At 48.2% G+C, this 21,658-nt stretch carries 23 protein-coding genes and 1 tRNA gene; 13 read left to right on the plus strand and 11 right to left on the minus strand.

Translation table 11 applies throughout. The features are described from left to right. Nucleotides 1-6: 6 nt before the first annotated feature. Nucleotides 7-717 (minus strand): 16S rRNA (uracil(1498)-N(3))-methyltransferase, encoded by a 711-nt coding sequence (locus AWU77_RS15755; protein ID WP_062065355.1) that lies wholly within the window; start codon nt 715-717, stop codon nt 7-9. Between the two features lie 99 nt (nt 718-816). After that, nucleotides 817-893, minus strand: a tRNA-Arg gene (locus AWU77_RS15760). Nucleotides 894-1,146: 253 nt separating this feature from the next. Here AWU77_RS15760 and zigA point away from each other — a divergent pair. Further along, nucleotides 1,147-2,352 carry a zinc metallochaperone GTPase ZigA gene (gene zigA / locus AWU77_RS15765; protein WP_062065358.1) on the plus strand — a complete coding sequence of 402 codons (1,206 nt, stop codon included), beginning with the start codon at nt 1,147-1,149 and terminating at the stop codon, nt 2,350-2,352. Here the strand turns inward: zigA and AWU77_RS20185 are convergent. After that, nucleotides 2,264-2,935, minus strand: a complete 672-nt coding sequence (locus AWU77_RS20185) for a DUF3299 domain-containing protein (protein WP_238582481.1) — start codon at nt 2,933-2,935, stop codon at nt 2,264-2,266. The genes zigA and AWU77_RS20185 overlap by 89 nt on opposite strands. Here AWU77_RS20185 and AWU77_RS15775 point away from each other — a divergent pair. Next, nucleotides 2,922-3,404 carry a hypothetical protein gene (locus AWU77_RS15775; RefSeq protein ID WP_062065362.1) on the plus strand — a complete coding sequence of 161 codons (483 nt, stop codon included), beginning with the start codon at nt 2,922-2,924 and terminating at the stop codon, nt 3,402-3,404. The genes AWU77_RS20185 and AWU77_RS15775 overlap by 14 nt on opposite strands. A 408-nt stretch (nt 3,405-3,812) precedes the next feature. Then, nucleotides 3,813-5,123: an ammonium transporter gene (locus tag AWU77_RS15780; protein WP_062065364.1), complete on the plus strand. Its 1,311-nt coding sequence runs from the start codon at nt 3,813-3,815 to the stop codon at nt 5,121-5,123. Nucleotides 5,124-5,218: 95 nt separating this feature from the next. Here the strand turns inward: AWU77_RS15780 and rlmB are convergent, their stop codons facing one another. From rlmB to AWU77_RS15810, 6 genes are all read right to left on the minus strand, one after another. Continuing rightward, nucleotides 5,219-5,992 carry a 23S rRNA (guanosine(2251)-2'-O)-methyltransferase RlmB gene (gene rlmB / locus AWU77_RS15785; RefSeq protein WP_062065366.1) on the minus strand — a complete coding sequence of 258 codons (774 nt, stop codon included), beginning with the start codon at nt 5,990-5,992 and terminating at the stop codon, nt 5,219-5,221. Between the two features lie 34 nt (nt 5,993-6,026). Beyond that, nucleotides 6,027-6,797, minus strand: a complete 771-nt coding sequence (locus AWU77_RS15790) for a pyridoxine 5'-phosphate synthase (RefSeq protein ID WP_062065368.1) — start codon at nt 6,795-6,797, stop codon at nt 6,027-6,029. Next, nucleotides 6,781-7,437, minus strand: a complete 657-nt coding sequence (locus AWU77_RS15795; RefSeq protein WP_062065371.1) for a peptidylprolyl isomerase — start codon at nt 7,435-7,437, stop codon at nt 6,781-6,783. Before AWU77_RS15795 ends, AWU77_RS15790 begins: the two co-directional genes overlap by 17 nt. A 10-nt stretch (nt 7,438-7,447) precedes the next feature. Continuing rightward, nucleotides 7,448-8,107, minus strand: coding sequence for a TIGR04211 family SH3 domain-containing protein (locus AWU77_RS15800; protein ID WP_238582483.1), 660 nt, complete (start codon nt 8,105-8,107; stop codon nt 7,448-7,450). 37 nt (nt 8,108-8,144) lie between these two features. Beyond that, nucleotides 8,145-8,444 (minus strand): YciI family protein, encoded by a 300-nt coding sequence (locus AWU77_RS15805; protein ID WP_062065374.1) that lies wholly within the window; start codon nt 8,442-8,444, stop codon nt 8,145-8,147. A 63-nt stretch (nt 8,445-8,507) separates the two neighbouring features. After that, nucleotides 8,508-9,245 (minus strand): VC0807 family protein, encoded by a 738-nt coding sequence (locus AWU77_RS15810; protein WP_062065926.1) that lies wholly within the window; start codon nt 9,243-9,245, stop codon nt 8,508-8,510. A gap of 68 nt (nt 9,246-9,313) precedes the next feature. Between AWU77_RS15810 and AWU77_RS15815 the strand changes: the two genes are divergently transcribed. From AWU77_RS15815 to rluB, 5 genes are all read left to right on the plus strand, one after another. Beyond that, nucleotides 9,314-10,207 carry a PHP domain-containing protein gene (locus AWU77_RS15815; protein ID WP_152625379.1) on the plus strand — a complete coding sequence of 298 codons (894 nt, stop codon included), beginning with the start codon at nt 9,314-9,316 and terminating at the stop codon, nt 10,205-10,207. A gap of 14 nt (nt 10,208-10,221) precedes the next feature. Continuing rightward, nucleotides 10,222-10,848 (plus strand): L-threonylcarbamoyladenylate synthase, encoded by a 627-nt coding sequence (locus tag AWU77_RS15820; protein WP_062065377.1) that lies wholly within the window; start codon nt 10,222-10,224, stop codon nt 10,846-10,848. A gap of 238 nt (nt 10,849-11,086) precedes the next feature. Next, nucleotides 11,087-11,902 carry a ScpA family protein gene (locus AWU77_RS15825; RefSeq protein ID WP_238582503.1) on the plus strand — a complete coding sequence of 272 codons (816 nt, stop codon included), beginning with the start codon at nt 11,087-11,089 and terminating at the stop codon, nt 11,900-11,902. Next, complete coding sequence (scpB, locus tag AWU77_RS15830; RefSeq protein WP_238582486.1) at nt 11,899-12,837, plus strand: SMC-Scp complex subunit ScpB; 939 nt, start codon at nt 11,899-11,901, stop codon at nt 12,835-12,837. The genes AWU77_RS15825 and scpB overlap by 4 nt, the downstream gene beginning before the upstream one ends. Nucleotides 12,838-13,091: 254 nt before the next feature. Then, nucleotides 13,092-13,985 carry a 23S rRNA pseudouridine(2605) synthase RluB gene (gene rluB / locus AWU77_RS15835; protein ID WP_062065935.1) on the plus strand — a complete coding sequence of 298 codons (894 nt, stop codon included), beginning with the start codon at nt 13,092-13,094 and terminating at the stop codon, nt 13,983-13,985. A 73-nt stretch (nt 13,986-14,058) separates the two neighbouring features. Here rluB and miaB read toward each other — a convergent pair whose 3' ends face one another. Continuing rightward, entirely contained in the window at nt 14,059-15,432 is a 1,374-nt protein-coding gene (gene miaB / locus AWU77_RS15840; protein ID WP_062065380.1) for a tRNA (N6-isopentenyl adenosine(37)-C2)-methylthiotransferase MiaB, read from the minus strand. A gap of 236 nt (nt 15,433-15,668) precedes the next feature. On the opposite strand from miaB, the gene AWU77_RS15845 reads away from it, so the two are divergent. Next, the gene (locus tag AWU77_RS15845) at nt 15,669-15,998 is read left to right on the plus strand and encodes a DUF6172 family protein (protein WP_062065382.1); all 330 of its coding nucleotides are present in this window, start codon (nt 15,669-15,671) and stop codon (nt 15,996-15,998) included. Nucleotides 15,999-16,131: 133 nt separating this feature from the next. On the opposite strand, the gene AWU77_RS15850 is transcribed toward AWU77_RS15845, so the two are convergent. Then, a complete protein-coding gene (locus tag AWU77_RS15850) occupies nt 16,132-17,526 on the minus strand; it encodes a DEAD/DEAH box helicase (protein WP_062065385.1) in 1,395 nt (464 codons plus the stop codon). A gap of 205 nt (nt 17,527-17,731) precedes the next feature. Between AWU77_RS15850 and AWU77_RS15855 the strand changes: the two genes are divergently transcribed. The 4 genes from AWU77_RS15855 to AWU77_RS15870 all read left to right on the plus strand — a co-directional run bounded on the left by AWU77_RS15855 (nt 17,732) and on the right by AWU77_RS15870 (nt 21,355). After that, the gene (locus AWU77_RS15855; protein ID WP_084618494.1) at nt 17,732-18,229 is read left to right on the plus strand and encodes a MarR family winged helix-turn-helix transcriptional regulator; all 498 of its coding nucleotides are present in this window, start codon (nt 17,732-17,734) and stop codon (nt 18,227-18,229) included. Nucleotides 18,230-18,265: 36 nt separating this feature from the next. Then, nucleotides 18,266-19,297, plus strand: a complete 1,032-nt coding sequence (locus AWU77_RS15860; RefSeq protein ID WP_062065388.1) for an HlyD family secretion protein — start codon at nt 18,266-18,268, stop codon at nt 19,295-19,297. A gap of 12 nt (nt 19,298-19,309) precedes the next feature. Continuing rightward, the gene (locus AWU77_RS15865) at nt 19,310-20,866 is read left to right on the plus strand and encodes a DHA2 family efflux MFS transporter permease subunit (protein WP_062065390.1); all 1,557 of its coding nucleotides are present in this window, start codon (nt 19,310-19,312) and stop codon (nt 20,864-20,866) included. Nucleotides 20,867-21,019: 153 nt separating this feature from the next. Then, nucleotides 21,020-21,355 carry a DUF1820 family protein gene (locus tag AWU77_RS15870; protein WP_062065393.1) on the plus strand — a complete coding sequence of 112 codons (336 nt, stop codon included), beginning with the start codon at nt 21,020-21,022 and terminating at the stop codon, nt 21,353-21,355. Nucleotides 21,356-21,658 lie beyond the last annotated feature (303 nt).

The raw sequence follows: 21,658 nt of genomic DNA on the forward strand, positions 1-21,658 counted from the left end.
TTTTAATTAAAATAATCTGCCGAGCAAATAGGGCACTGCTGTTTCCACCCGCATAATCCGCTCACCCAAATGCACTGTTTCAAATCCGCATTTCTCCAGCAAATCAATTTCGTAAGGAATAAACCCTCCTTCAGGGCCTACCGCTAGTGTCAGTGAATAATCTATCTGGCAGGGGCAAGCGGTGGGTGTATAGGGGTGTGCAACCAGCGCACGGCTACCGGCTACAATTGTTGGCAATTCATCTTCTACAAACGGTTTAAAGCGTTTGTGTAAGTGCACTTGCGGTAATTGGGTGTCGCAGCCTTGCTCTAACCCTAAAATTAATTGCTCACGAATGCTCTGTTCATCTAGGAAGGGTGTTTGCCAATAGCTTTTTTCTACGCGATAAGAATGGATCAAATGCAATTGTTTAACGCCGAGCGTGGCAATGGTTTGCAATATACGGCGCATCATTTTTGGCCGTGGTAAACCGAGCACTAGCGTTAATGGCAGTGGGGGCGGTGCGGGTTGGTGTAGGTCTATTTCCAGCGATATTGCATCATCGCGCAATTCGGTAATCAGCCCGCTGCCCATATTCCCATTGATCAAGCCAACTTTTAATTTATCGCCCAAGGCGGCGCCGTGAACCTGCTTGATATGTGCAAGTTGGCGCGGATTTTTAATGCAGGCGCGGTTATCGGCGAGCAAATCGTCTGGTGATAATAAAATGAGATTCATAATGGACGCAGGCTTGAGGGCTGCTTAGGTTTTCTCTGTTGGCGTCTCGACCAGAAATGGGCGCTGGGCTGCTTGTTCAGGGCGAATCGAAAATTCAGATGGCGTCCCTGGAGGGATTCTAACCCCCGACCTGACTCTTAGGAGGAGCCCGCTCTATACAGCTGAGCTACAGGGACGTGCGGGCGCATTATATGCAAATTTGTGTATAAAAATTAAATTTTGTTTGATGTTTGGTATTAATCACTGCATTCGCATCCGAATATTGTGTTGTTTCTAAGGGTGAGAAAGTTATCCTTTTTGTGGTTTGTGTTATATTATAACATTTCCAATTGTCTGGCTCGGGTGCTAGACGTAAATCAGGGGCAAATGTGCTCTGTAATGCCAAAAGTACCCGTGACCGATTAAAACCACTTATAGGCAACTAACTCTATGAATCTACTTCCCGTAACCGTTCTTTCCGGCTTTTTAGGCGCCGGTAAAACCACCTTGCTCAACCATATTTTAAACAACCGCGAGAGTCGCCGTGTCGCCGTTATAGTGAACGACATGAGTGAGGTGAATATTGATTCTTCGCTGATCCAAAACCAGGTGGAGTTAAATCGCGCGGAAGAAAAACTGGTAGAGATGAGCAATGGCTGCATCTGCTGCACACTGCGTGAGGATTTATTAATCGAAGTAAAACGCATGGCACAAGAAGGGCGCTTTGATTATTTGGTGATTGAATCCACCGGTATTTCTGAACCCTTACCGATTGCAGAAACCTTCACTTTTGAAGATGAAGACGGTCAAAGTCTTTCGCAGGTTGCGCGCTTGGATACAATGGTTACAGTGGTCGATGCGGTGAATTTTTTAGATGACTATTACGATGCGTTTTCACTGCAGGAAACCGGTGAAAGTCTGGGCGAAGAAGATGAGCGCAACGTGGCTGATTTACTGGTAGATCAAATCGAATTTTGCGATGTATTGCTAATCAGTAAAACCGATTTAATTACCGCCGAACAGCTTGCCGAGCTTTACGCCATTTTAACCAAGCTAAATCCCGATGCAGAAATTATCCCTGTGGAGCGCGGAAACGTACCGCTTGATAAGGTGCTCAATACAGGAAAATTTAATTTTGAAAAAGCCCAGCAGGCGCCGGGTTGGTTAAAAGAAATGCGCGGTGAACACACGCCGGAAACAGAAGAGTATGGCATTAGCAGTTTTTCTTATCATGCGCGCCGTCCGTTTCATCCAGAAAAAATTTACGAGTTCTTTTCAAGTCCAGCGGTAAAAGGAAAGTTACTTCGGTCAAAAGGATTTTTTTGGCTAGCATCGCGTCCGCAGTGGGCGGGGCAGTGGAGTCAAGCGGGCGGCATCGCCCAGCACGGCGCTGCTGGAATGTTCTGGAAAGCCATTCCCAAAGCGCGCTGGCCTGAAGATGAGGAGCACGTCAATTACATTATGGATAAGTGGGTGGAGCCCTTTGGCGATATGCGTCAGGAATTGGTCTTTATTGGCCAAAATATTGATAAAAATTTTGTCACCGAACAGCTGGATAAATGTTTACTCAGCGAAGAGGAGGTATTGCAGGGACAGGATTATTGGAAAACATTGCCCGATCCTTTCCCCGAATGGACACAAGGACATGCGCATTGAAGTCAGGGCTAATCAACAGGATTGCCGCATCGCGCAAAGCTGATGTTATCGGTCTTTTATTCAAAAACTCTGGCTCTTCTGGTTCTTCATAGCGAGTGAGTTTGACGTTGCGCATAGAGTAAGACGATAGCCCCAATTCATTTTCCTGAGTTTCCAATGCTAGCGTGCCTTCAACCCAAAAGGGCGTATAAAGGTCTGGTAACTGAAAACCTTTGGGGTGTTTCACATAAATTAATTGGTTGGGTGGCGGCGGTGGAACATGGATGCAGGCGCCGAAGTATGGCACCAGAAAAAATTCGGTGATGATTTGTTTCTCGTCGTATTCAATCGGCACTATATAACCGGCAATGCGGATGCGTTTATTGTTAAATTCGGGGCGCACATTGGTAGATTTCAGTGCGTCGCGCCAATCGCGGCTGGATTTTTTTTCATCAGCGAGCATTTGTTTTGATTCGGCAATCGCATTGGCAATTTGGTTTTCAAATGCCGAGGTGTCGGCATTAAAGCTATCGGCTGGTAAGTCCTGCGCTAACTCGTCTTCACTTAGGGATTCGTGATCGACCTGCGGGATGGATTCCAACAAGCGTAAATCTTCATCTTTTGTTGTCGCCGGTATACTTGCTCCTACCGGGGCACCTGTCGATAAAAGCTTATGTATCTCCCTTGCCGGAATGGCTGCCATTCATGAGGAGCGACAAACGGGTGTGCAAATTCTTTCCACGCAAAAATCAGCCGCTCACAGATCCGATTCTGATGCTCATCACCAGCATAGCGCTGAGCCTGCGTACCTGTTTATGTTGATTGCCAGTGAAGTATTTCTGATGTGTCTGGTGTCGGTGGCATCGGCCGAGTTGTTGTTAATCGCCTGTATTAAACTCCTGCAACCTTGGCTCATCAGCGAGTGGGGCTTGCATATCGCAGCAAGTGTTTTCACGATCCAGCAAGCGCAGTATTTACTGGCAGTATTTATCATAGCTCTAGTGTTGGCAGTTATCCCATCCTTACTAGCATCATGGCGCAGCCTTGCGAATGGTTTAACGGTTCGTCATTAGGTTGACCTGTCACATCAGCCCGGAAATAGGTGGTGATGACTTTGTGGGCATCTACAATCGTATGGTTGATGGTTGTGCACCAATATTGATCTGCTTGGTTGTCCTATGTGTTTCCGTGGTGCGATTTACCCCTGTTCTATTTATGGTTTTGTTTATATCTGTATGAATAATAAATAAAAAATAAATATGGTTTATTTTTTGCTTTATTTCGATTTCTTTTGGTATCCGCCTAAAAATGAGCATTTTATGCTTTAAGTTGGTGCATTGCGAGTTGAGAATAAAGGCAGTTCAAACTGATTTATGCCATTAAGAAATTAACTTTGTATCAAAAGGGAGCAGACTCTGTTGCAGGGATTGGGTTGTATTGAGAACGTCCTATTAACTATAAAAAACCATCATGGGGTTACTATGAAAAAGCTACTTTTCAAATTTGTTGCATTGTTGGGAGGGCTGGCTGTGTTTGGTCAGGATGCTGTCGCCCAAGATGCAGCCATTAATGGTGCTAATACAGCTTGGATTTTAACCTCAACCGCTTTAGTGCTGTTTATGACCTTGCCTGGATTGGCGCTGTTTTATGGCGGTTTGGTGCGAGTAAAAAACATTCTGTCGGTGCTGATGCAGTGTTTTGCGATTGCTTGTCTGGTGTCGATTCTGTGGTTGATTGCCGGTTATAGCTTGGCGTTTGGAACTGGAAACGCATGGATTGGCGACTTAAGTATGGTGTTTATGGCGAATATTACTGAGGACGCCTTAGCAGGGGATATCCCGCTTAGCCTGCATGCGATGTATCAGATGACGTTTGCCATCATCACCCCCGCGCTGATTGTTGGTGCGTTTGCTGAGCGGATGAAGTTTTCGTCAATGCTTATCTTTTCTGCACTTTGGTTGTTTGCGGTTTACATCCCTGTTTGTCACTGGGTGTGGGCTGGTTCAGGCTGGTTGTTTGAGAAAGGTTTACTGGATTTTGCGGGTGGTACTGTGGTGCACATAACTGCAGGTGTTGCGGCGCTGGTTGCGGCTGTTGTGATTGGTAAGCGCAATGGTTTTCCCACAACTGCCATGCCGCCGCACAATATGACCATGACGGTAACCGGTGCTGGTATGCTGTGGGTGGGCTGGTTTGGTTTCAATGCGGGCAGTGCGCTGGCAGCCAATGGTAATGCTGCTATGGCGATGTTAGTAACTCATATTTCAGCAGCAGCAGGTGCATTGGCCTGGATGACGATTGAGTGGATGCGTTTCAGAAAGCCTAGTGTGTTAGGTATTGTGACCGGCATGGTGGCAGGTTTGGGAACAATTACACCTGCATCGGGTTATGTTGGGCCGGGTGGTGCATTAATTATTGGTCTTGTCGCGGGTGTGGTTTGTTTTGTAATGACGCACTTGGTGAAGCGCGTTTGGAAAATTGATGACTCGCTTGATGTATTCCCCGTGCATGGTATAGGGGGAGTGCTGGGTACTATTCTCGCCGGTATTTTTGCATCCACCGAACTGGGTGTGTTCAGTGGTCAAGGGTTTGCATCTGGCATTACCACTATGGGTGAGCAGTTGGGCGTGCAATTCTTGGGTGTTGTAGTTACGTTTATTTATACCGCTGTAGTCACTTATATTCTGCTGAAACTTACCGGTGTGTTCACTTCTGGTTTACGTGTAACACCAGAAGAGGAAAGTATTGGCTTGGATTTAAGTCTACACGAGGAAGACGGCTACAAACTGTAAGTTGAGCTGTTCTGAGTCTAAGAAGAGGGGCACTTGCTCCTCTTTTTTTATGTTTTTTTATGTCTGCTTTTTTGTACTTGATGCCTTGAGTTGGATTATCTAAATGCAATTAATGCGGCAGTAACTGCAACGTTTAATGATTCAACGCCATTGTTCATTGGGATGCAAACATTCTCGTTACACAACTGGGTTACTTCGCGAGAAACTCCATCCGATTCGTTGCCTAAAACATAAATACAAGGCGCGTTCGGGGTAAATTTTTTTAACTCGGTTGAAGCGTGGGATGATAGTGCGCAGACCACTGCTCCCGACTGCTTAAAGTCAGCCAAGGCTTGTGCCAGATCTTTGCAGCGTAATAGGGGTGCGCGAAAAACCGTGCCAGCACTCGCTTTAATTACCAGCGGGTCAATCTGGGCATTGCCTTTTTGCGGTAGCAAAATACCGTCAATATTGCCCGCGCAGGCTGAGCGAATAATCATGCCCAGGTTTTGCGGGTTTTGTACTCCGTCGAGCGCGAGCAGTGTGTAATTTTTGTTGTTATTTTCAGTGAGAAATTGATCGTAAAGTTGATAGCCGCGCAATTGCAAATCGGCTGCTACGCCTTGATCTTGTGATGCATTTTTGGAGATGCGCGATAAGGCTTGCCGTTCGTGATACACAATTTCTGCGCCCTTTGCCTGTGCCAGTGAAATAATCTCATCAAGAATGGCTGCGGATTTATTGCTGCTGGCCAAGTGCAAGCGATAAATAAATGTTGCCGGGTCTTGCAGTGCTTCCAATACGGTTTTGCGGCCATAGACAGTCATGAGCGAATCGAAAAAACGTTTTTTTTCCAGATAGGCTGGACTGTCTTCAGTGGGTTTGTTCATGTTGGGCTTCTTGCGCTAGAAAAGTAGATGAGGATTATGCCGTGCAGAGTTTTTTGTATGCGGTTACCGCAGCGGGCATACCCATCGCAATCGCGTCGACCGTTAATGCATGACCAATTGAAACTTCCAATAGTGATGGCACTTGGCGGAAGTGTGCAAGGTTGTCTAGATTCAAATCATGCCCTGCATTTAAGCCTATCTCTATTTTTTTAGCATGTTCTGCCGCGTCGAGATAAGTTTTAAACAGCGCATGAAATTTTTCATCTTGTTGTTTGTAGGCGTCGGCATAGGGGCCGGTATAGAGTTCAATGCGATCAGCACCCAACTCTTTGGCAAGACTAATTTGCTCAATATCCGGATCCATAAACAAACTGACGCGTACCCCTAAATCTTGCAGCTCGCGAATGAGCGGGCGTAATTTTTTGCAGGCAATATTTAAATCAAATCCGTGGTCGGAGGTGAGCTGATCATTGGAGTCAGGCACCAGCGTACATTGGTGTGGGCGTACATCCTGCACCAATTTAATAAACCCCGGAAAATCACCGAGTGACTCAGCGTAGGGATTTCCTTCAATGTTAAATTCAATGCCTTGGTGAGCTTGAACCAGCTCGCTGAGTTCGTAAACATCTCTGGGGCGAATGTGACGCTGATCGGGGCGCGGGTGAACCGTAAGACCATCGGCGCCTGATTTAATGCAGGTCTCACCGTGTGCGACTACGCTGGGGTAATCGCCGGGGCGTGAGTTTCTAATCAGCGCAATTTTATTTAAATTGACGCTGAGTGCAGTGCTATTGTTGTAATTCATTTATGGGTACCAATGCATCTTTAATGCTGGATGGTTTTGGTGCGTTTTGTGATTCAATAAGTGTACGCAAACCATTTGCATCGGTGCGTGTGGCGCTTAATATACGGATAGCATAATTGGGCGCCTCAGGGAACGCTTTAAACATGCCGCGCGGTTCCTGTGCAATCTTCTCAATCACCTCCATTCCTGCGACGACCTTCCCGAATACGGTGTAGCCGGGTTTTGTTTCGGTGGCATTTAATCCGGAGTTGTTTTTCAGGTTGATATAAAACTGCGCTGTGGCACTGTCCGGGTTTTGTTGTCTTGCCATAGCAACGCTTTTGTAATCATTTGCCAAGCCATTAATAGATTCATTAGGGATGGGTTTGCGCGTTTCTTTTTCAGCAAAATCAAACGTCATGCCCCCGCCTTGAACAACAAAACCAGGAACGACACGATGAAAAATGGTGCCGTCATAAAACTTTGCATCGACATAGCCGAGAAAATTTTGCACGGTTTGAGGCGCTGCTTTGGGATATGTTTCAATCACGAATGTGCCTAGGTCCGTTTTTATGGCGACTAAGGCATTTTCAACCGCAAAAGTGTATGAGCTTGTGATCAAGCTAAAACCTAGTAATAAAGAGGCGAGTTTTTTAAACATACTAATTTCCTTAGCGCCATTCTGATCTGCGCTTGCGGCGGCCAAAGGCCTGCAAAATAAATGATAGAAAAACACCGCCAAAGACTAGTCCGCCACCGTAAACCCAGTGATTAAAGCGATCTGTGTTTTTGAGTTTTTCATTTTCCGCTTTAAGTACATCGGCGTGCGTTTGCAAAAGCTGATTATCTTTGAGCATACGTTGATGTTCTTCTTCTAGATTAAATGCGGTGGTGGCGGCTTGGCGCATGTCTTCCGTATCGGCTAATAGCTGTTGGTGTTCTTGTTGGACTTTTGCAAGCTGTTCTTTGAGTTGCGCATTTTCAGTTTGCAGGGTCATTAGGTCGCGCGATGAGTTCGACAGCGCCGCTAGTTGCAAAGCTGCGGTAGGTTTCGCTGTGATGTTTTGGCTGCGCACCCAACCTTCGGTACCTTCGGGAGTGATGATTAGTGACCACTGGTTGTTGTCGGTGCCTGTTTCTTCACGAATGAAATTCAGTTTGGTGCCGCTTGCCAATCCTTGTTGCAGAATACTTGCTTGTGGGTTTTTGTCGCTGCGTACGGGAATGTAGATTACGTCAGAAACATATTTATCAGCAGCCATGCTGTGGGCGCTATAGAGTGGCAGTGTAAACATGGATAGCGTACAGCCAAGCAGAAAAGTTTTTTTCACGGTTGTTCAGATCCTTAAAAATGAAGAGTAAAAAGACTTAAGGCAACACTTTTTTAAATGGTTTTACGACAACCTTGGCATAGACACCTGCGCTGACATAGGGGTCCGCGTCAGCCCAAGATTGTGCCTGCGCAAGGGAGGTGAACTCAGCAACCACGAGGCTGCCAGTGAATCCGGCTTCGCCAGGGTCATTATTATCTATTGCTGGATGCGGGCCTGCGATAAAAAGGCGGCCTTCATCATTTAATTGTTGGAGTCGTGCGATGTGAGCTGGGCGCGCTAATTTACGCTGTTCCAAACTGTTGCTGATGTCTTCACTTATAATTGCGTAAAGCATGGAATGTTCTCTAGGAATAAAAAAGTGGTGCAAATATCTGTCGATAGAAACGTTGACTTGGGCTTAATCTTCGCTGCCATCGTTAATAACGTCTTCCAGTGTTAAATGCGTGAGCAGGCGAATACTGCGAAATACGTAAAACAAGGTGCCCATCATAATGATCATCATAGGTAGTGCGATCACTGGGTAACTCAGGGCAGTCATTTTACCTAATTCCGCGTTGAATGCGGCAGTGCCCGGCTGGCTGACCAAAATAACTTTAGCGAGAACATAATTTAATACGGATGATAAAAAGAATGAGGCGGCTATCATCAAGGATGCAGTGGTCAACGTTCGTTCAAACGATTTTTGCGTGCCGTAGTGTTGTAGGGCTGCATCGACTTTATGAATCTTTAGAACCTTATCGTTATAGATAAACGTTTTTACTAACGGGTAGCGTGTTCTGATTGAGATCAGTGTCACTATGCCAAGAATGCCGGGAATAGCGGCTTCCTTAATTGCAAAATATTTTGGGGCTAGATGCATGAGGCTTAGCCCACCAGTGAGTAGTACACTCACAATTCCCAGAGCGGAAAAAATATTAATTTTTTTGTTGATCACAAAATCGCGCACGCCGTAACTGATAGGAAAGGCGAGTGCAATAATTAATCCCCAGGTCGCTCCCAGATATTCATCGCCACTGAGTTTGGTCAAAATCAGCGTGGGAATAACAATGTTCATTAGCAGATTGGCTAAAAAACTTTCTTTTTTGGGTTTTGGCTGCGAATTTGCGGGCTCTGCGGGTGGTTTATCGGCTAACATGCTCACATTCTTTTCGGTGTTGTTGTCGGTCATGACCAATCCTGGTGATGTACTTATTTGGAGTTTGAGTGATATTTGATCTGCACTGCCACACCTATTTTTCTGACGGCATACTTAGCCCTGAGGCGGTAGTTGCGCGAGCCAAAGCGCGTGGTGTGGCTGTGCTGGCGATTACGGATCACGATACCATAGCTGCCGTGGGGATTGCACAAAAAGCCGCAGGAGATGCAGGGATCAGCCTGATATCTGGCATAGAATTTTCCAGTCAATGGGGCAGGGGCGGCGTACACATTGTCGGGTTGGGAGTCGATATTCACTCTCCGGCACTGCTTGCGGCGATAGAATTTCAAGAGCAATCACGCAATGCGCGCGCGCTGGCAATTGGCGATCGTTTATCCAAGGCGGGATTTCCCGGTGCCTTAGCGGGTGCTCAGGCACTTGCAGGCAGTGGCACCTTGGGCCGGCCACACTTTGCGCAATATCTGGTCGCTATAGGCGCAGTCAAAAATATCAATGCCGCCTTTAAAAAGTATCTGGGTGCTGGTAAACCAGCTGATGTGAAATACCAGTGGCCCTTGATGGATCAGGTTATTGCCTGGATTCATGCCGCAGGTGGGGTGGCGGTGTTAGCGCATCCTGCCAAATACGAACTAACGCGAACCAAAATGTGTGCACTGGCCGATTCGTTTGTTGCAGCAGGTGGCGATGCAATAGAAGTGATTAGTGGCTTGCAGCCAGCAGCACAGACTGAAGATTTGTTGCGTATCGCGAATGAACGATCACTCTATGCATCCTGTGGTTCCGATTTTCATATCCCTGATCAGCCTTGGCAGGAATTGGGCAGCTTTGGGCGTTTGCCTGCCCATGCCAAACCGGTTTGGGAATTATTAGGCTATAACCAACAACAGTCATTAACATTATTTTCGCAGACCGATGCATTGGTGTCGGTAGGTGTGCCGTAAAAGGAGTCATCACAATGGCCCAGTTTTTTCAGATCCATGCCGAAAATCCGCAGCACCGTTTGATCGTTCAGGCGGCCGATATTATCCGCAAAGGCGGCTTGGTGGTTTATCCAACAGATTCCGCCTATGCATTAGGCTGCCATATTGGCGATAAAGATGCCTTGGAGCGCATTCGCACCCTGCGTAAACTGGATAAAAACCATAATTTTACCTTGATGTGCCGCGATTTATCCGAAATTGCGACCTATGCGCGGGTTAACAATCAAGCCTTCCGTTTGATTAAAAACCACACCCCCGGTGCTTATACTTTTATCCTGGAGGCGACTGCCGATGTGCCGCGCCGCTTGATGCACCCTAAACGCAAAACAATCGGTTTGCGTGTGCCGGATAATCCAATCGCGCTGGCGCTGTTGGAAGAGCTGGGCGAGCCGTTAATGACCAGCAGCTTGCTCATGCCGGGTGAGGGGTTCCCCATGACAGACCCTTACGATATTCGCGATACACTTGAGCACTTTGTCGAATTGGTAATTGATGGCGGTTATTGCGGCTTGGAGCCGACCACGGTGATTGATTTAACCGAAGACTTGCCGCAACTCGTGCGCCAAGGGAAAGGTGACTTCTCACCTTTTGAATCTAACTAGTTGATCTATAAAGAAGTTGTTTGTAAGGCGTTCGCGCTGTCCGGCGCCTCCTGAAATGGCTATAATGCCGCCCTTGTTATCCGGCTTACACTAAAGCCGCTGATTTAATTGGCCAACCTGTGAGTTACCTTGCGTGAGTGAAACCCTCGACAACACGACTTCTTCGGCAGCATCTTCGGATGTTATTGCCGCTGCGCAAGCGGTTCCTGAAGAAACAGCGAGTGCAAATGCCACTGCAGTGGCCGAGGGGCAAACTGCTGCGCAAGGGCCGCAGCAAGGGGAGATGCCCTTTGCGATGGTTCATGGCAAGGCCTATACCCAGTTGCCACAGGATTTATATATCCCGCCCGATGCACTGGAAGTCTTTCTGGAAGCGTTTGAAGGGCCGCTGGATTTATTGCTGTACCTGATTCGCCGTCAAAATATTGATATCCTCGATATTAATGTCTCGGAAATTACCTCGCAGTACATGGCCTATGTCGATTTGATGGAAACTCATCAATTCGAGTTGGCGGCAGAATATTTGGTGATGGCAGCCATGCTGGCCGAGATCAAATCGCGCATGTTATTGCCTCGCTCATCCGAAGAGCACGAAGAAGAGGAAGATCCGCGGGCATCACTTATTCGTCGCTTGCAGGAATATGAGCGCTTTAAGCAGGCCGCTGTGGATTTGGATCATGTGCCGCGAGTCGCGCGCGATGTGTTCCCTGTCACTGCAGCAGGTCCGGATCGCAGCTTGACGCGACTTGATCCGGATGTAGAACTACAGGAATTATTATTGGCGCTATCGGAAGTGCTGCGCCGTGCCGATATGTTTGAAAGTCACCACGTATCCAAAGAAAAGTTGTCTACCCGCGAGCGTATGGCGCAAGTATTGGATACGCTGGCGCATCAACATTTTGTCCCCTTTGTTAGCCTGTTTAAGGCGGAAGAGGGGCGCCTTGGAGTTGTTGTCACCTTTCTTGCGGTGATGGAATTGATTAAAGAGTCGCTGGTGGAAATTGTCCAAAGCGAATCCTTTGCACCCATTCATGTAAAAGCCAGAACACAATGACAAACGAAATTGATATCACAGAAGATACTCTTGATGAGGATCGGGATACATCAATAGAAATTGGTGAAGAATCCCGCCTATCACACGAGGAGTCTGACACTGAAGAATCGGCAACTGTACCCGTTACCCAAATGCCGGTTGATGCGGAGTTGTTGCGCAAGATTATCGAGGGCGCAATCCTTGCCGCTGGTCAACCGATGACTATCGCGCGATTACTGGATTTATTTGATGCCGAAGTAGCACCGAGTAAAGAAGAGATTGCTGCCGCATTAGCAGACATTCAAGCCGCCAGTGCCGAGCGCGGCTTTGAATTGAAAGAAGTGGCTTCCGGTTGGCGTTTTCAGGTGCGCGATAATCTTGCGCCTTGGGTGAACCGCCTGTGGGAAGAGAAACCGCAAAAATATTCCCGCGCATTACTCGAAACACTGGCACTGGTGGCTTATCGCCAACCGATTACCCGCGGTGATATTGAAGAAATTCGCGGCGTAGCAGTTAGCTCGCACATTATGAAAACCCTGTTGGAGCGCGATTGGGTGAAAGTCGTTGGGCATCGCGATGTTCCCGGTCGCCCCTCGCTGTTTGCTACCACGCGCCAGTTTTTGGACTATTTCAATTTAAAAAGTTTGGATGAATTGCCTTCACTCAGTGAAATTCGCGATTTGGATGAATTAAATCCAGTGCTGGATTTGGGTGAGGCCGGTTTAGGTGAAAAAGATACAGATGCACCTATTCCGGATACTCCGACTTTAGATGCGACCCCTCCTGTTGCTATCGCTGACGGTGATGCTGAACCGATAGATGCACAAAGTGTTGTTTACGAAGAAGGTTTTGTAGATGGCGAAGAGGCGTTTGTCGATGCAGATCAAGATGCTGCGCCTGCAAATACTGAAGCTACAGCTGCAACAGATAATGAAGAAGAACCCCGCAGTGAATAACTGCTTAATAACCTATGGTGAAGAAAATCAACCAAGATAAACCTGAAAAACCTACCAAGGCTGTGAAGCCAGTAGTTGCCGGAAAAGCGAAATCTGCCGATAAAAAAGCAGCTACAGCAAAACCTGCAAAAAATAATGCAGCGCATAAACGTGATGCATCCGAACGTCCTGTGAAATCGGCAGCAGGTAAACCTGCACAGTCTTCTAGAGCCTCATCCAAGCCAAAAGCAGCACCGGCCGCCAGTGAAAAAACCTTGGCACCTGCCGCGCCTGGCGATGAAAAATTACAGAAAGTACTTGCCCGTGCTGGCATGGGTTCGCGCCGCGAAATGGAGCGAGCGATTGAAGCGGGGCAGGTTAAGGTCAATGACAAAATCGCCAAATTGGGCGATAGAGTTCTGCCGCAAGATAAAATTTTTGTAAACGGTCAGCGAGTGGTATTGCGCAGTGAATTAACCCGTCGTCGTGTAATTCTCTACAACAAACCCGAAGGTGAAATTTGCTCGCGCTCTGACCCGGAAGGTCGCCCGACTGTGTACGATCACTTGCCGGCATTAAAAGGTGAGCGTTGGATTTCAGTTGGTCGTTTGGATTTTAATACCAGCGGATTACTGTTATTTACCAATGATGGTGAATTGGCGAACAAACTTATGCATCCATCGTCAGTGATTGATCGTGAATACCTCGTTCGTATTCAAGGTGAAGTAACCGATGAAATGCGTGCAAGTCTATTAAAAGGTGTTGCGCTGGATGATGGTGTCGCCCGTTTTACCGATATAGTGGACGGTGCTGGTGAGGGTAAAAACCGCTGGTTCTATTGTGTGGTAATGGAAGGCCGCAATCGCGAAGTGCGTCGCTTGTGGGAATCACAAGGGGTAAAAGTGAGCCGCTTGAAGCGGGTTCGCTACGCCAATATTTTTATCCCCTCCCATGTACGGGTTGGCCAGTGGGTTGATCTTACCGAGCGAGAAATTCAGGATCTGTGTATGACAGCAGGTTTTGATAGTTCAACCTATACGCGCATGATGGAACCCACCCGTGATGAAGCGGCACAGCGTGAACGTCACGACAAAAAATTACGCGCCGCCTCTGCTGCACCACGTCGCCCCAAGGTGCCTCCGCGTAAGCGCCCACCGATTATGGAGTAGACAAACACGTTTTCATCCCAATAAAAATCCCCGCACGGGGATTTTTTATTGGAAATGTTTTTCTGCAAAGTAATTACTTTATCCAGTCCGCATCCAATTCAGAGCTTACCAATGTGCCGCGCAAGGAGTTGGTCAGCGCTTCTTCGATAAGAATATCGGCGAACTTGCCAATCAAATCGGCGTTATCGCTACGGAAATTCACCACGCGATTGTTTTCGGTACGGCCACACAATTGACCTGGGTCTTTTTTGGAATAACCGGTCACCAAAATGCGTTCAGTGTTGCCCACCATACGGCGGCTGATTGCCAGCGCTTGTTGAATCAAACGGTCTTGCAATATAGCGAGGCGATGTTTTTTTACTTCTTCCGGAGTGTCATCCGGGAAATCTGCCGCTGGTGTGCCGGGGCGCGCGCTGTAAATAAAACTGTAGGAAGTATCAAAATCCATATCCTGAATCAGTTTCATGGTCGCTTCAAAGTCGGCATCGGTTTCGCCGGGGAAGCCGATAATAAAGTCAGATGAAAAACTGATGTTCGGGCGATTCTTTTTAATTTTGCGCAGCTTGGATTTGTACTCCAACGCCGTATGGCCGCGTTTCATTGCCATCAAGATGCGGTCTGAACCACTTTGTACCGGCAAATGCAAATGACTCACCAGCTCGGGAACCTGGTTGTACACTTCGATTAAGGCATCGCTAAATTCCACTGGATGCGATGTGGTAAAACGAATGCGATCAATACCATCGATAGCGGCAACGTAAGTAATCAACTCCGCTAAATCAATCTGGGTGCCATCGGCGGTATCACCGCGATAGGCGTTGACATTTTGGCCAAGCAGATTGACTTCGCGCACACCTTGTTTGGCGAGGTGGAGAATTTCGGTCATTACATCGGCCACCGGGCGGCTGACTTCTTCGCCGCGGGTATAGGGAACTACGCAGAAGGTACAGTATTTGGAGCAGCCTTCCATGATCGACACAAACGCACTTACGCCGTCGGCATCGGGTTGCGGCAAACGGTCGAATTTTTCGATCTCGGGGAAACTAATGTCTACCACTACAACGCCACCGGTTTTTTTGGTTTCCATCATTTCGGGCAGGCGATGCAGGGTTTGCGGGCCAAAAATCAAATCCACGTAAGGCGCACGTTTGGCGATAGCTTCACCTTCCTGACTGGCCACGCAGCCGCCGACCCCGATCACTAACTCAGGGTTCTTTTTCTTAAGTTTTTTCCAGCGCCCGAGTTCATGGAACAAGCGCTCTTGCGCTTTCTCACGAATCGAACAGGTGTTGATGAGGATTACATCGGCGTCTTCCGGGTCTTCGGTCGGCACCATATTGTGTGACTCGCCCAACAAATCCTTCATGCGCGACGAATCGTACTCATTCATCTGGCAACCGTGGGTTTTGATATAGAGCTTTTTAATGGGCGCTTCTGTGGTGGACATCGAACTACTACCTGCTTGGAATTACGCTGACTGATGCGTGTTTCAACCAATCTGTTGATCGAAAAACGCGCAGAAAAAGAAGGCGCGCATTATAGCTATCTTATGGGGTAAAGCCTATAGAAAAGGCCGGCTATCCGGCAGATGCTTGCAGCGGCAATATCCTGCCCGTGCTAAACTGCGCGCCCGCTTACTGCCTGCATCTGGCTGCGGCCGAATTCATTTCTTATAGGTAAACCATGAAAAAGACGTTCAAACTCCATGTCGAAGGCAAAAACAATGACCGCGTATTGGAGGCCATCAAACACGAAGTGCGCAAATACGTAAAACGCGAACGCCGCAAAACCCTGCCCAAGGGGGTGGATTACTGGGCATTTGATTGCAAATTTGGTGTGACTTCAGAAGTTGCTGAAGTTGTGCGTTTGAGCGAACTGACTAAAAAAATGGATGAAGTGGCGGTTGCCGGTGGCGATAGTTTTTACGTCGAGATTTTAGCCGCACACGGTATTCGCAAGCCTCGCGAAGAAGGCGATTACAATCTGGATGATGACGAAGACTTGGGCGAGTAAACATTTGGCCAGTAAACATTGAGCAGTAAACATTGGCCAGTGATAAAAAAGCCGCTTCCAGCAATCTGAAAGCGGCTTTTTTATTGCCCTGAATTTTATTGTCCTGAATTTTGTGGCTTGGAGTTGTACAAAATTATTTCTTTTTCGGGCGAGTTGATCGGCCTAAGGTACTGGCCGGGCGCGCATCTTTTGAGCTGGCGCGTTTGGGTTTACTCGCCGGTTTGCTGCCGGTTGCGCTAGAGCCCTTGGTTGATTTAGGCGAGCCAGCTTTTGATGCGCCAGATTTGGCAAAGCCGGATTTTTTCGGATCGCCCGCTCTGGATCTGCCGGAAGGCTTTGCTGCCAGTTTCAACAAACCGCTTTTGGGTTTGCTCACCACTTTGACGACTTGTTCCGTCACTTCAAAACCGACAATTTTTTCGCGTTTGATTTTGGTGCCTATAGCCTCTTCAATCAGCGATATTTTGTGCTCTTCCGCCGGTGTTACCAATGAAATCGCGACACCTTTTTTACCGGCGCGACCGGTGCGGCCTACGCGGTGCACATAGTCTTCGGTAAAGAACGGTAGGTCGAGGTTGACTACATAGTCCAAGCCCTGAATATCCAATCCCCGGGCAGCAACTTCTGTCGCCACCAACACCTGTAGTTTGCTGTCTTTAAAGTCTTGCAGCGCGCGTTTGCGTGAGCCTTGGGTTTTTTCGCTGTGGATAACGGCGGCATCTACCTTGTCGTCTTTCAGCGCCTTGTACAGATTCTCTGCTTCTTCGCGGGTGCTGCTGAACACCATCACCTGATACCAGTTTTGCTCGCGTAATAAATGAATGAACAGCTCGTATTTGCGGTCGCTATCCACTGGGTAAAGTACGTGATCAACGGTTTCGGCGACGGAATTGCGCTTGGAGATCGAGATCAGGGTAGGGCGATTCATCGCCTGTTTGCCCAAATTAGTCACCAGCGGCGAACTGGTCGCTGAGAAAAACATTGTTTGATGCTTGCGTACGATGCTGGTGAGGATCGCGTGCATATCGGTCACAAAACCCATATCCATCATGCGGTCGGCTTCATCCAGTACGGCAAATTCCACTTTAGCCAGATTGATATTGCCCAGTTCGATATGCTCCATCAGTCGCCCTGGCGTGGCGACCAAAATATCGACACCTGCGCGCAATTTACTGGCTTGGCCGGTCAGTTTGACACCGCCATATACAGTGGTGATTTTAAATTGGGTGAACTGGGCGAATGATTGCATCGCCTCGGCGATTTGCTGTACCAGCTCGCGTGTGGGAGCAAGGATCAGCGTGCGCACAAAACCGGCTTCGCAGTGTTTGGGTTTTTCCAACATTTGCTGCAATACCGGCAAACTATAGGCGGCGGTTTTCCCGGTGCCGGTCTGGGCGGTGGCGAGCAGGTCTATACCGCGGCGCGCGGCGGGAATCGCTTCCTGCTGGATGGGCGTCAGGGTTTTATAGCCAATCACTTTAATGGCATGGAGTAATTCTGGTGCGAGGCCGAGGGAGGCAAAGTTCATAAGGGAATCGACTGGGGAATATAAAAAATGGGGGCGCAGTATACCGGTTATCGGTGATGCAGTGGGTATAGGCGATCATCTGTACAAGGATATTGATGGCTTTATAACCAAAAGGTGAGCTTGAGCCCCACTTATGAGCAAATCGATTCTTTGAAAATTAGTAAGCTATGTATACTATATATCTGGCTTGTAATAAGGGTGACCTATGAGTTCTTCTATCGCGACTGAATCTGTAACTGAATTTATCCATGAGCTCCCCGCCTTGGTGCCGGAACAAGAGAGCTTGGGTTTTTTATTGACCGACAACCTGCGCCTGACCCGTCGCATCGCCGCGCGTTATTTTGAGCAGTACAACCTGACCTTGGCGCAAGCCCGCGCCTTACTTGGCGTATTCCGTTGGCAGGGAATTCGCCAAGTGGATTTGGCTGACTTTATGGAGATCCAACCTATTAGCCTTGCCCGATTGTTAGATCAGTTGGCAGAAAGCGGATTAATTGAGCGCCGCCCCGACCCTAAAGATCGCCGCGCATTTCAGCTGTATTTACTACCGGCTGCTGCTCCCATCATCACCATGATCAATAAAGCAACCCGCGAGTATCAGCAAAAGGCGCTAGAGGGGCTCTCCCCCGAGCAGGTGCAGGTGTTGTTCCACGGTTTGAATCTGATGCGCGAGAACCTGACCGCGCTGAGCCGCAACCCTTAATTGTCATTAGATGAAAGAACTCCGAGGTACTGAGTGATGAGTAAAAAAAATGCCCCAGGTCGTCTGCTGTTGCTGGTGATTATTCCGGCGCTGGCGTTGCTCTTGGGACTATTTATCTACCTCTCTGGTGGGCGCTACGCCACCACTGAAAATGCCTATATCAAGGCCGATATGATCAGCATTCGCCCACAGGTATCAGGTGTAGTGGTCCAGCGGTTGGTGAGTGAGAACGAACAGGTCAAGGCGGGGCAGCTACTGCTGGTGTTGGACGCCAAACCCTATGAAGTCGCGCTTACCAAGGCAGAAGCTAAGTTGGATGAAGTGCGCACCAATCTCGCGGTATTGCATGCCAGCTACCGCGAAAAGCAGTCGGAACTGCAATTGGCGCGTGTTAACCAGGAATATGCGACCAAAGAGCAGGCGCGGCAGGCTAATTTAGCTGAGCGCAAATTGGTTGCCAAAGCCACTTTCGATGAAGTGAGTCATACCCGCCGGATCACCGAGCAGCAGGCAGTTATGCTAGAGCGCGATCTGAGCCGAATTGCCGAATCCCTCGGCGGCGATGCATCTATGCCGGTTGCGCAGCACCCCAGTTATCGCGCGGCGATGGCAGAGGTTGAGCAGGCCAGATTGAACTTGGGTTATACCAAACTCATCGCCGCCAAAGATGGCATAGTCACCAAACCGCCAGAAGTCGGCGAGTTTTTAGCAGTGGGGACTTCTGCGATGGCATTGGTCGCAACCGATAATCTGTGGGTAGAGGCTAATTTCATCGAGACCGAGTTGACCCATGTGCGGGTAGGGCAGCCTGTCTCAATTTCGGTAGACGTGTATCCCGATGTGAAATGGGAAGGCGAAGTGCAGAGCATCAGCCCGGCGACCGGCGCTGAGTTTTCGGTGATTCCGGCGCAAAATGCAACGGGTAACTGGGTCAAAATTGCCCAGCGAGTGCCGGTGCGTATCCGCCTTACACCAACAAAAGAGGCTCCCGCGTTACAGGCCGGATTGAGTAGCGAGATCAAGATCGATACCCGGTTCAAACGTTCGCTTTTGGGTATTTCTATCTAGGCGAGATGACTTGTGACTAACACATCAACTGCGGTAGTCGATTCCGCGCAACCAGCGCCTGCCAACCGTGCGCTGCTGACTATTTCGGTGATGTTGGCGACTATCATGCAGGCGCTGGATACCACTATCGCCAATGTTGCTTTGCCCCATATGCAGGGCAGTATGTCTGCCACTCAGGATCAAATTTCCTGGGTGCTAACGTCCTATATCGTGGCAGCCGCTATTTTTTTACCGCTTACCGGTTTTTTATCGGCACGGTTTGGGCGCAAGCGCTTATTTATCTGGTCAGTGATTGGTTTTACTATCACCTCGATGCTCTGTGGCGCAGCACAAAATCTGCCGCAAATAGTTCTCTTTCGCGTGCTGCAGGGCGTATTTGGCGCGGCTTTGGTGCCTTTGTCACAATCCGTATTGCTAGATTCTTACCCGCGGGAAAAACACGGTTCAGCCATGGCGATGTGGGGTATGGGCGTTATGCTTGGCCCCATTCTTGGCCCTACGTTGGGTGGTTGGCTTACCGAGTATTACAGCTGGCGCTGGGTGTTTTACATCAACTTGCCGTTTGGTATTTTGGCGCTGTTGGGCATTATGTCTTCGGTCAAAGAAACGGCCATTGAACATGAGCGCCGGTTTGATTTGCTCGGCTTTGCTTTTCTGGCGCTGGGTATAGGCGCACTGCAGATGATGCTCGACCGTGGTGAAACCCTGAATTGGTTTCACAGCCCTGAAATCATCGCCGAATGTATTTTGTTGGTGCTCGGATTTTATTGGTTCATCGCCCATATTTTTACTTATCGCCAGCCCTTTATCGAACCGGCGATTTTTAAGGACCGCAACTTTTCCATCGGCATTATTTTTATGTTTATCGTCGGCATTATTCTGCTGGCGACTATGGCGTTGTTGCCGCCGTTTTTGCAAAACCTGATGGGCTATCCAGTATTGGATGTTGGTTTGGTTATGGCGCCGCGCGGTATGGGTGTGATGGTGGCGATGATGATTGTGGGTAAGCTCTCGGGCAAAATTGACCCGCGCCACCAGATCTTATTTGGCTTGCTACTGACCGCTTTTTCACTGTGGGAGATGACGCTATTTACCACCACCATCACCAGCTGGGACATAATCCGTACCAGTGTTGTTCAGGGTTTTGGTTTAGGGTTTATCTTTGTGCCTCTATCTACGGTGGCATTTTCAACCTTGGCCGCGCGCTATCGCAACGAAGGTACTGCGCTTTTTAGCCTTACGCGCAATATCGGCAGCAGTATCGGTATCTCGGTGGTGATGGCGGAATTGCAGCAGAATATTCAGAAAAACCATGCCGCCTTTGCCGATTACATCACCCCGTACAATCAAGCCTTGATGAAGGTCGGCGAAACTGGCCACTGGAATATCAATACCAGCCAAGGGTTGTTGGCGATTAACAACGAAGTCCAGCGGCAGGCGGCGACACTAGCCTATCTACAGGATTTTCAACTAATGATGTGGGTGACACTCGCCGCCTTACCGTTATTGCTATTGCTGCGTCGCCCCAGCAAGAACTCTGATGTGGAAACCAATGCAGTGCTGGATTGATTTGCTAATAACCAAATCGGCGAAAGTGGCTGTATAAAATTCAGCCAGGGAGGGCGAGAATAGAGAAAACATGTGGTATCCTGCGCGCCCTTTGCAAGGGCTGTTCAGGTGTGTTGCCCAAGCTGTTGATTGCGTTATTTTCAAGAGAGTTTTATGGCAGTTAAACCCGTTTACAAAGTAATATTCCTCAACCAAGGTCAGGTTTACGAAGTGTTTTGCTCGGCGATTTACCAAAGCGAAATGTATGGCTTCATCGAAATTGAAGAATTTGTGTTTGGTGAACGCAGCGGTTTATTGATTGATCCCGCCGAAGAAAAGCTCAAAACCGAGTTTGCCGGAGTAAAGCGCTCCTATATCCCGATGCACTCTATAGTGCGTATCGACGAAGTTGAGAAAGAAGGTCCGGCAAAGATTACCGAGGTCAAAGGTGGTGGCGATAAAATCGCCCAGTTTCCCTATGGCGGTTTCATACCTAACCCCAGTGAGTAACCCCCTTCAAGCAAGTCGACTCAGCGCGAGTCGTTTCCGCTAGTACCGTCATTGTTACATCTCTATTTGATCCAGCCCTGTTGTTTAATCATCAGCGGCTGGTTTTGCTTTGTTTTGCATCTGATTCGAATCAATTGGTAATACATTATTTGTATATGGATTTATTTTTTATATATGACAGTATTTTTTGATTGGTATTACCAATGTGTCGCTTAATGCTATAAGTGGTTTGTTTTATTGCTTAAATTGGTTTGTAATAATATTTGATATTTGTTCTCATTATTGAGTTGCCAATAATTAATT

The sequence above is a fragment of the Cellvibrio sp. OA-2007 genome (assembly GCF_000953825.1).
Lineage (GTDB): Bacteria > Pseudomonadota > Gammaproteobacteria > Pseudomonadales > Cellvibrionaceae > Cellvibrio.

Coding starts and splice junctions, on each gene's coding strand:
- AWU77_RS15755 (WP_062065355.1), bottom strand. CDS start 717: ATGAATCTCATTTTATTATCACCAGACGATTTGCTCGCCGATAACCGC.
- zigA (WP_062065358.1), top strand. CDS start 1,147: ATGAATCTACTTCCCGTAACCGTTCTTTCCGGCTTTTTAGGCGCCGGT.
- AWU77_RS15775 (WP_062065362.1), top strand. CDS start 2,922: ATGGATTCCAACAAGCGTAAATCTTCATCTTTTGTTGTCGCCGGTATA.
- AWU77_RS15780 (WP_062065364.1), top strand. CDS start 3,813: ATGAAAAAGCTACTTTTCAAATTTGTTGCATTGTTGGGAGGGCTGGCT.
- rlmB (WP_062065366.1), bottom strand. CDS start 5,992: ATGAACAAACCCACTGAAGACAGTCCAGCCTATCTGGAAAAAAAACGT.
- AWU77_RS15790 (WP_062065368.1), bottom strand. CDS start 6,797: ATGAATTACAACAATAGCACTGCACTCAGCGTCAATTTAAATAAAATT.
- AWU77_RS15795 (WP_062065371.1), bottom strand. CDS start 7,437: ATGTTTAAAAAACTCGCCTCTTTATTACTAGGTTTTAGCTTGATCACA.
- AWU77_RS15805 (WP_062065374.1), bottom strand. CDS start 8,444: ATGCTTTACGCAATTATAAGTGAAGACATCAGCAACAGTTTGGAACAG.
- AWU77_RS15810 (WP_062065926.1), bottom strand. CDS start 9,245: ATGTTAGCCGATAAACCACCCGCAGAGCCCGCAAATTCGCAGCCAAAA.
- AWU77_RS15820 (WP_062065377.1), top strand. CDS start 10,222: ATGGCCCAGTTTTTTCAGATCCATGCCGAAAATCCGCAGCACCGTTTG.
- scpB (WP_238582486.1), top strand. CDS start 11,899: ATGACAAACGAAATTGATATCACAGAAGATACTCTTGATGAGGATCGG.
- miaB (WP_062065380.1), bottom strand. CDS start 15,432: ATGTCCACCACAGAAGCGCCCATTAAAAAGCTCTATATCAAAACCCAC.
- AWU77_RS15845 (WP_062065382.1), top strand. CDS start 15,669: ATGAAAAAGACGTTCAAACTCCATGTCGAAGGCAAAAACAATGACCGC.
- AWU77_RS15850 (WP_062065385.1), bottom strand. CDS start 17,526: ATGAACTTTGCCTCCCTCGGCCTCGCACCAGAATTACTCCATGCCATT.
- AWU77_RS15855 (WP_084618494.1), top strand. CDS start 17,732: ATGAGTTCTTCTATCGCGACTGAATCTGTAACTGAATTTATCCATGAG.
- AWU77_RS15860 (WP_062065388.1), top strand. CDS start 18,266: ATGAGTAAAAAAAATGCCCCAGGTCGTCTGCTGTTGCTGGTGATTATT.
- AWU77_RS15870 (WP_062065393.1), top strand. CDS start 21,020: ATGGCAGTTAAACCCGTTTACAAAGTAATATTCCTCAACCAAGGTCAG.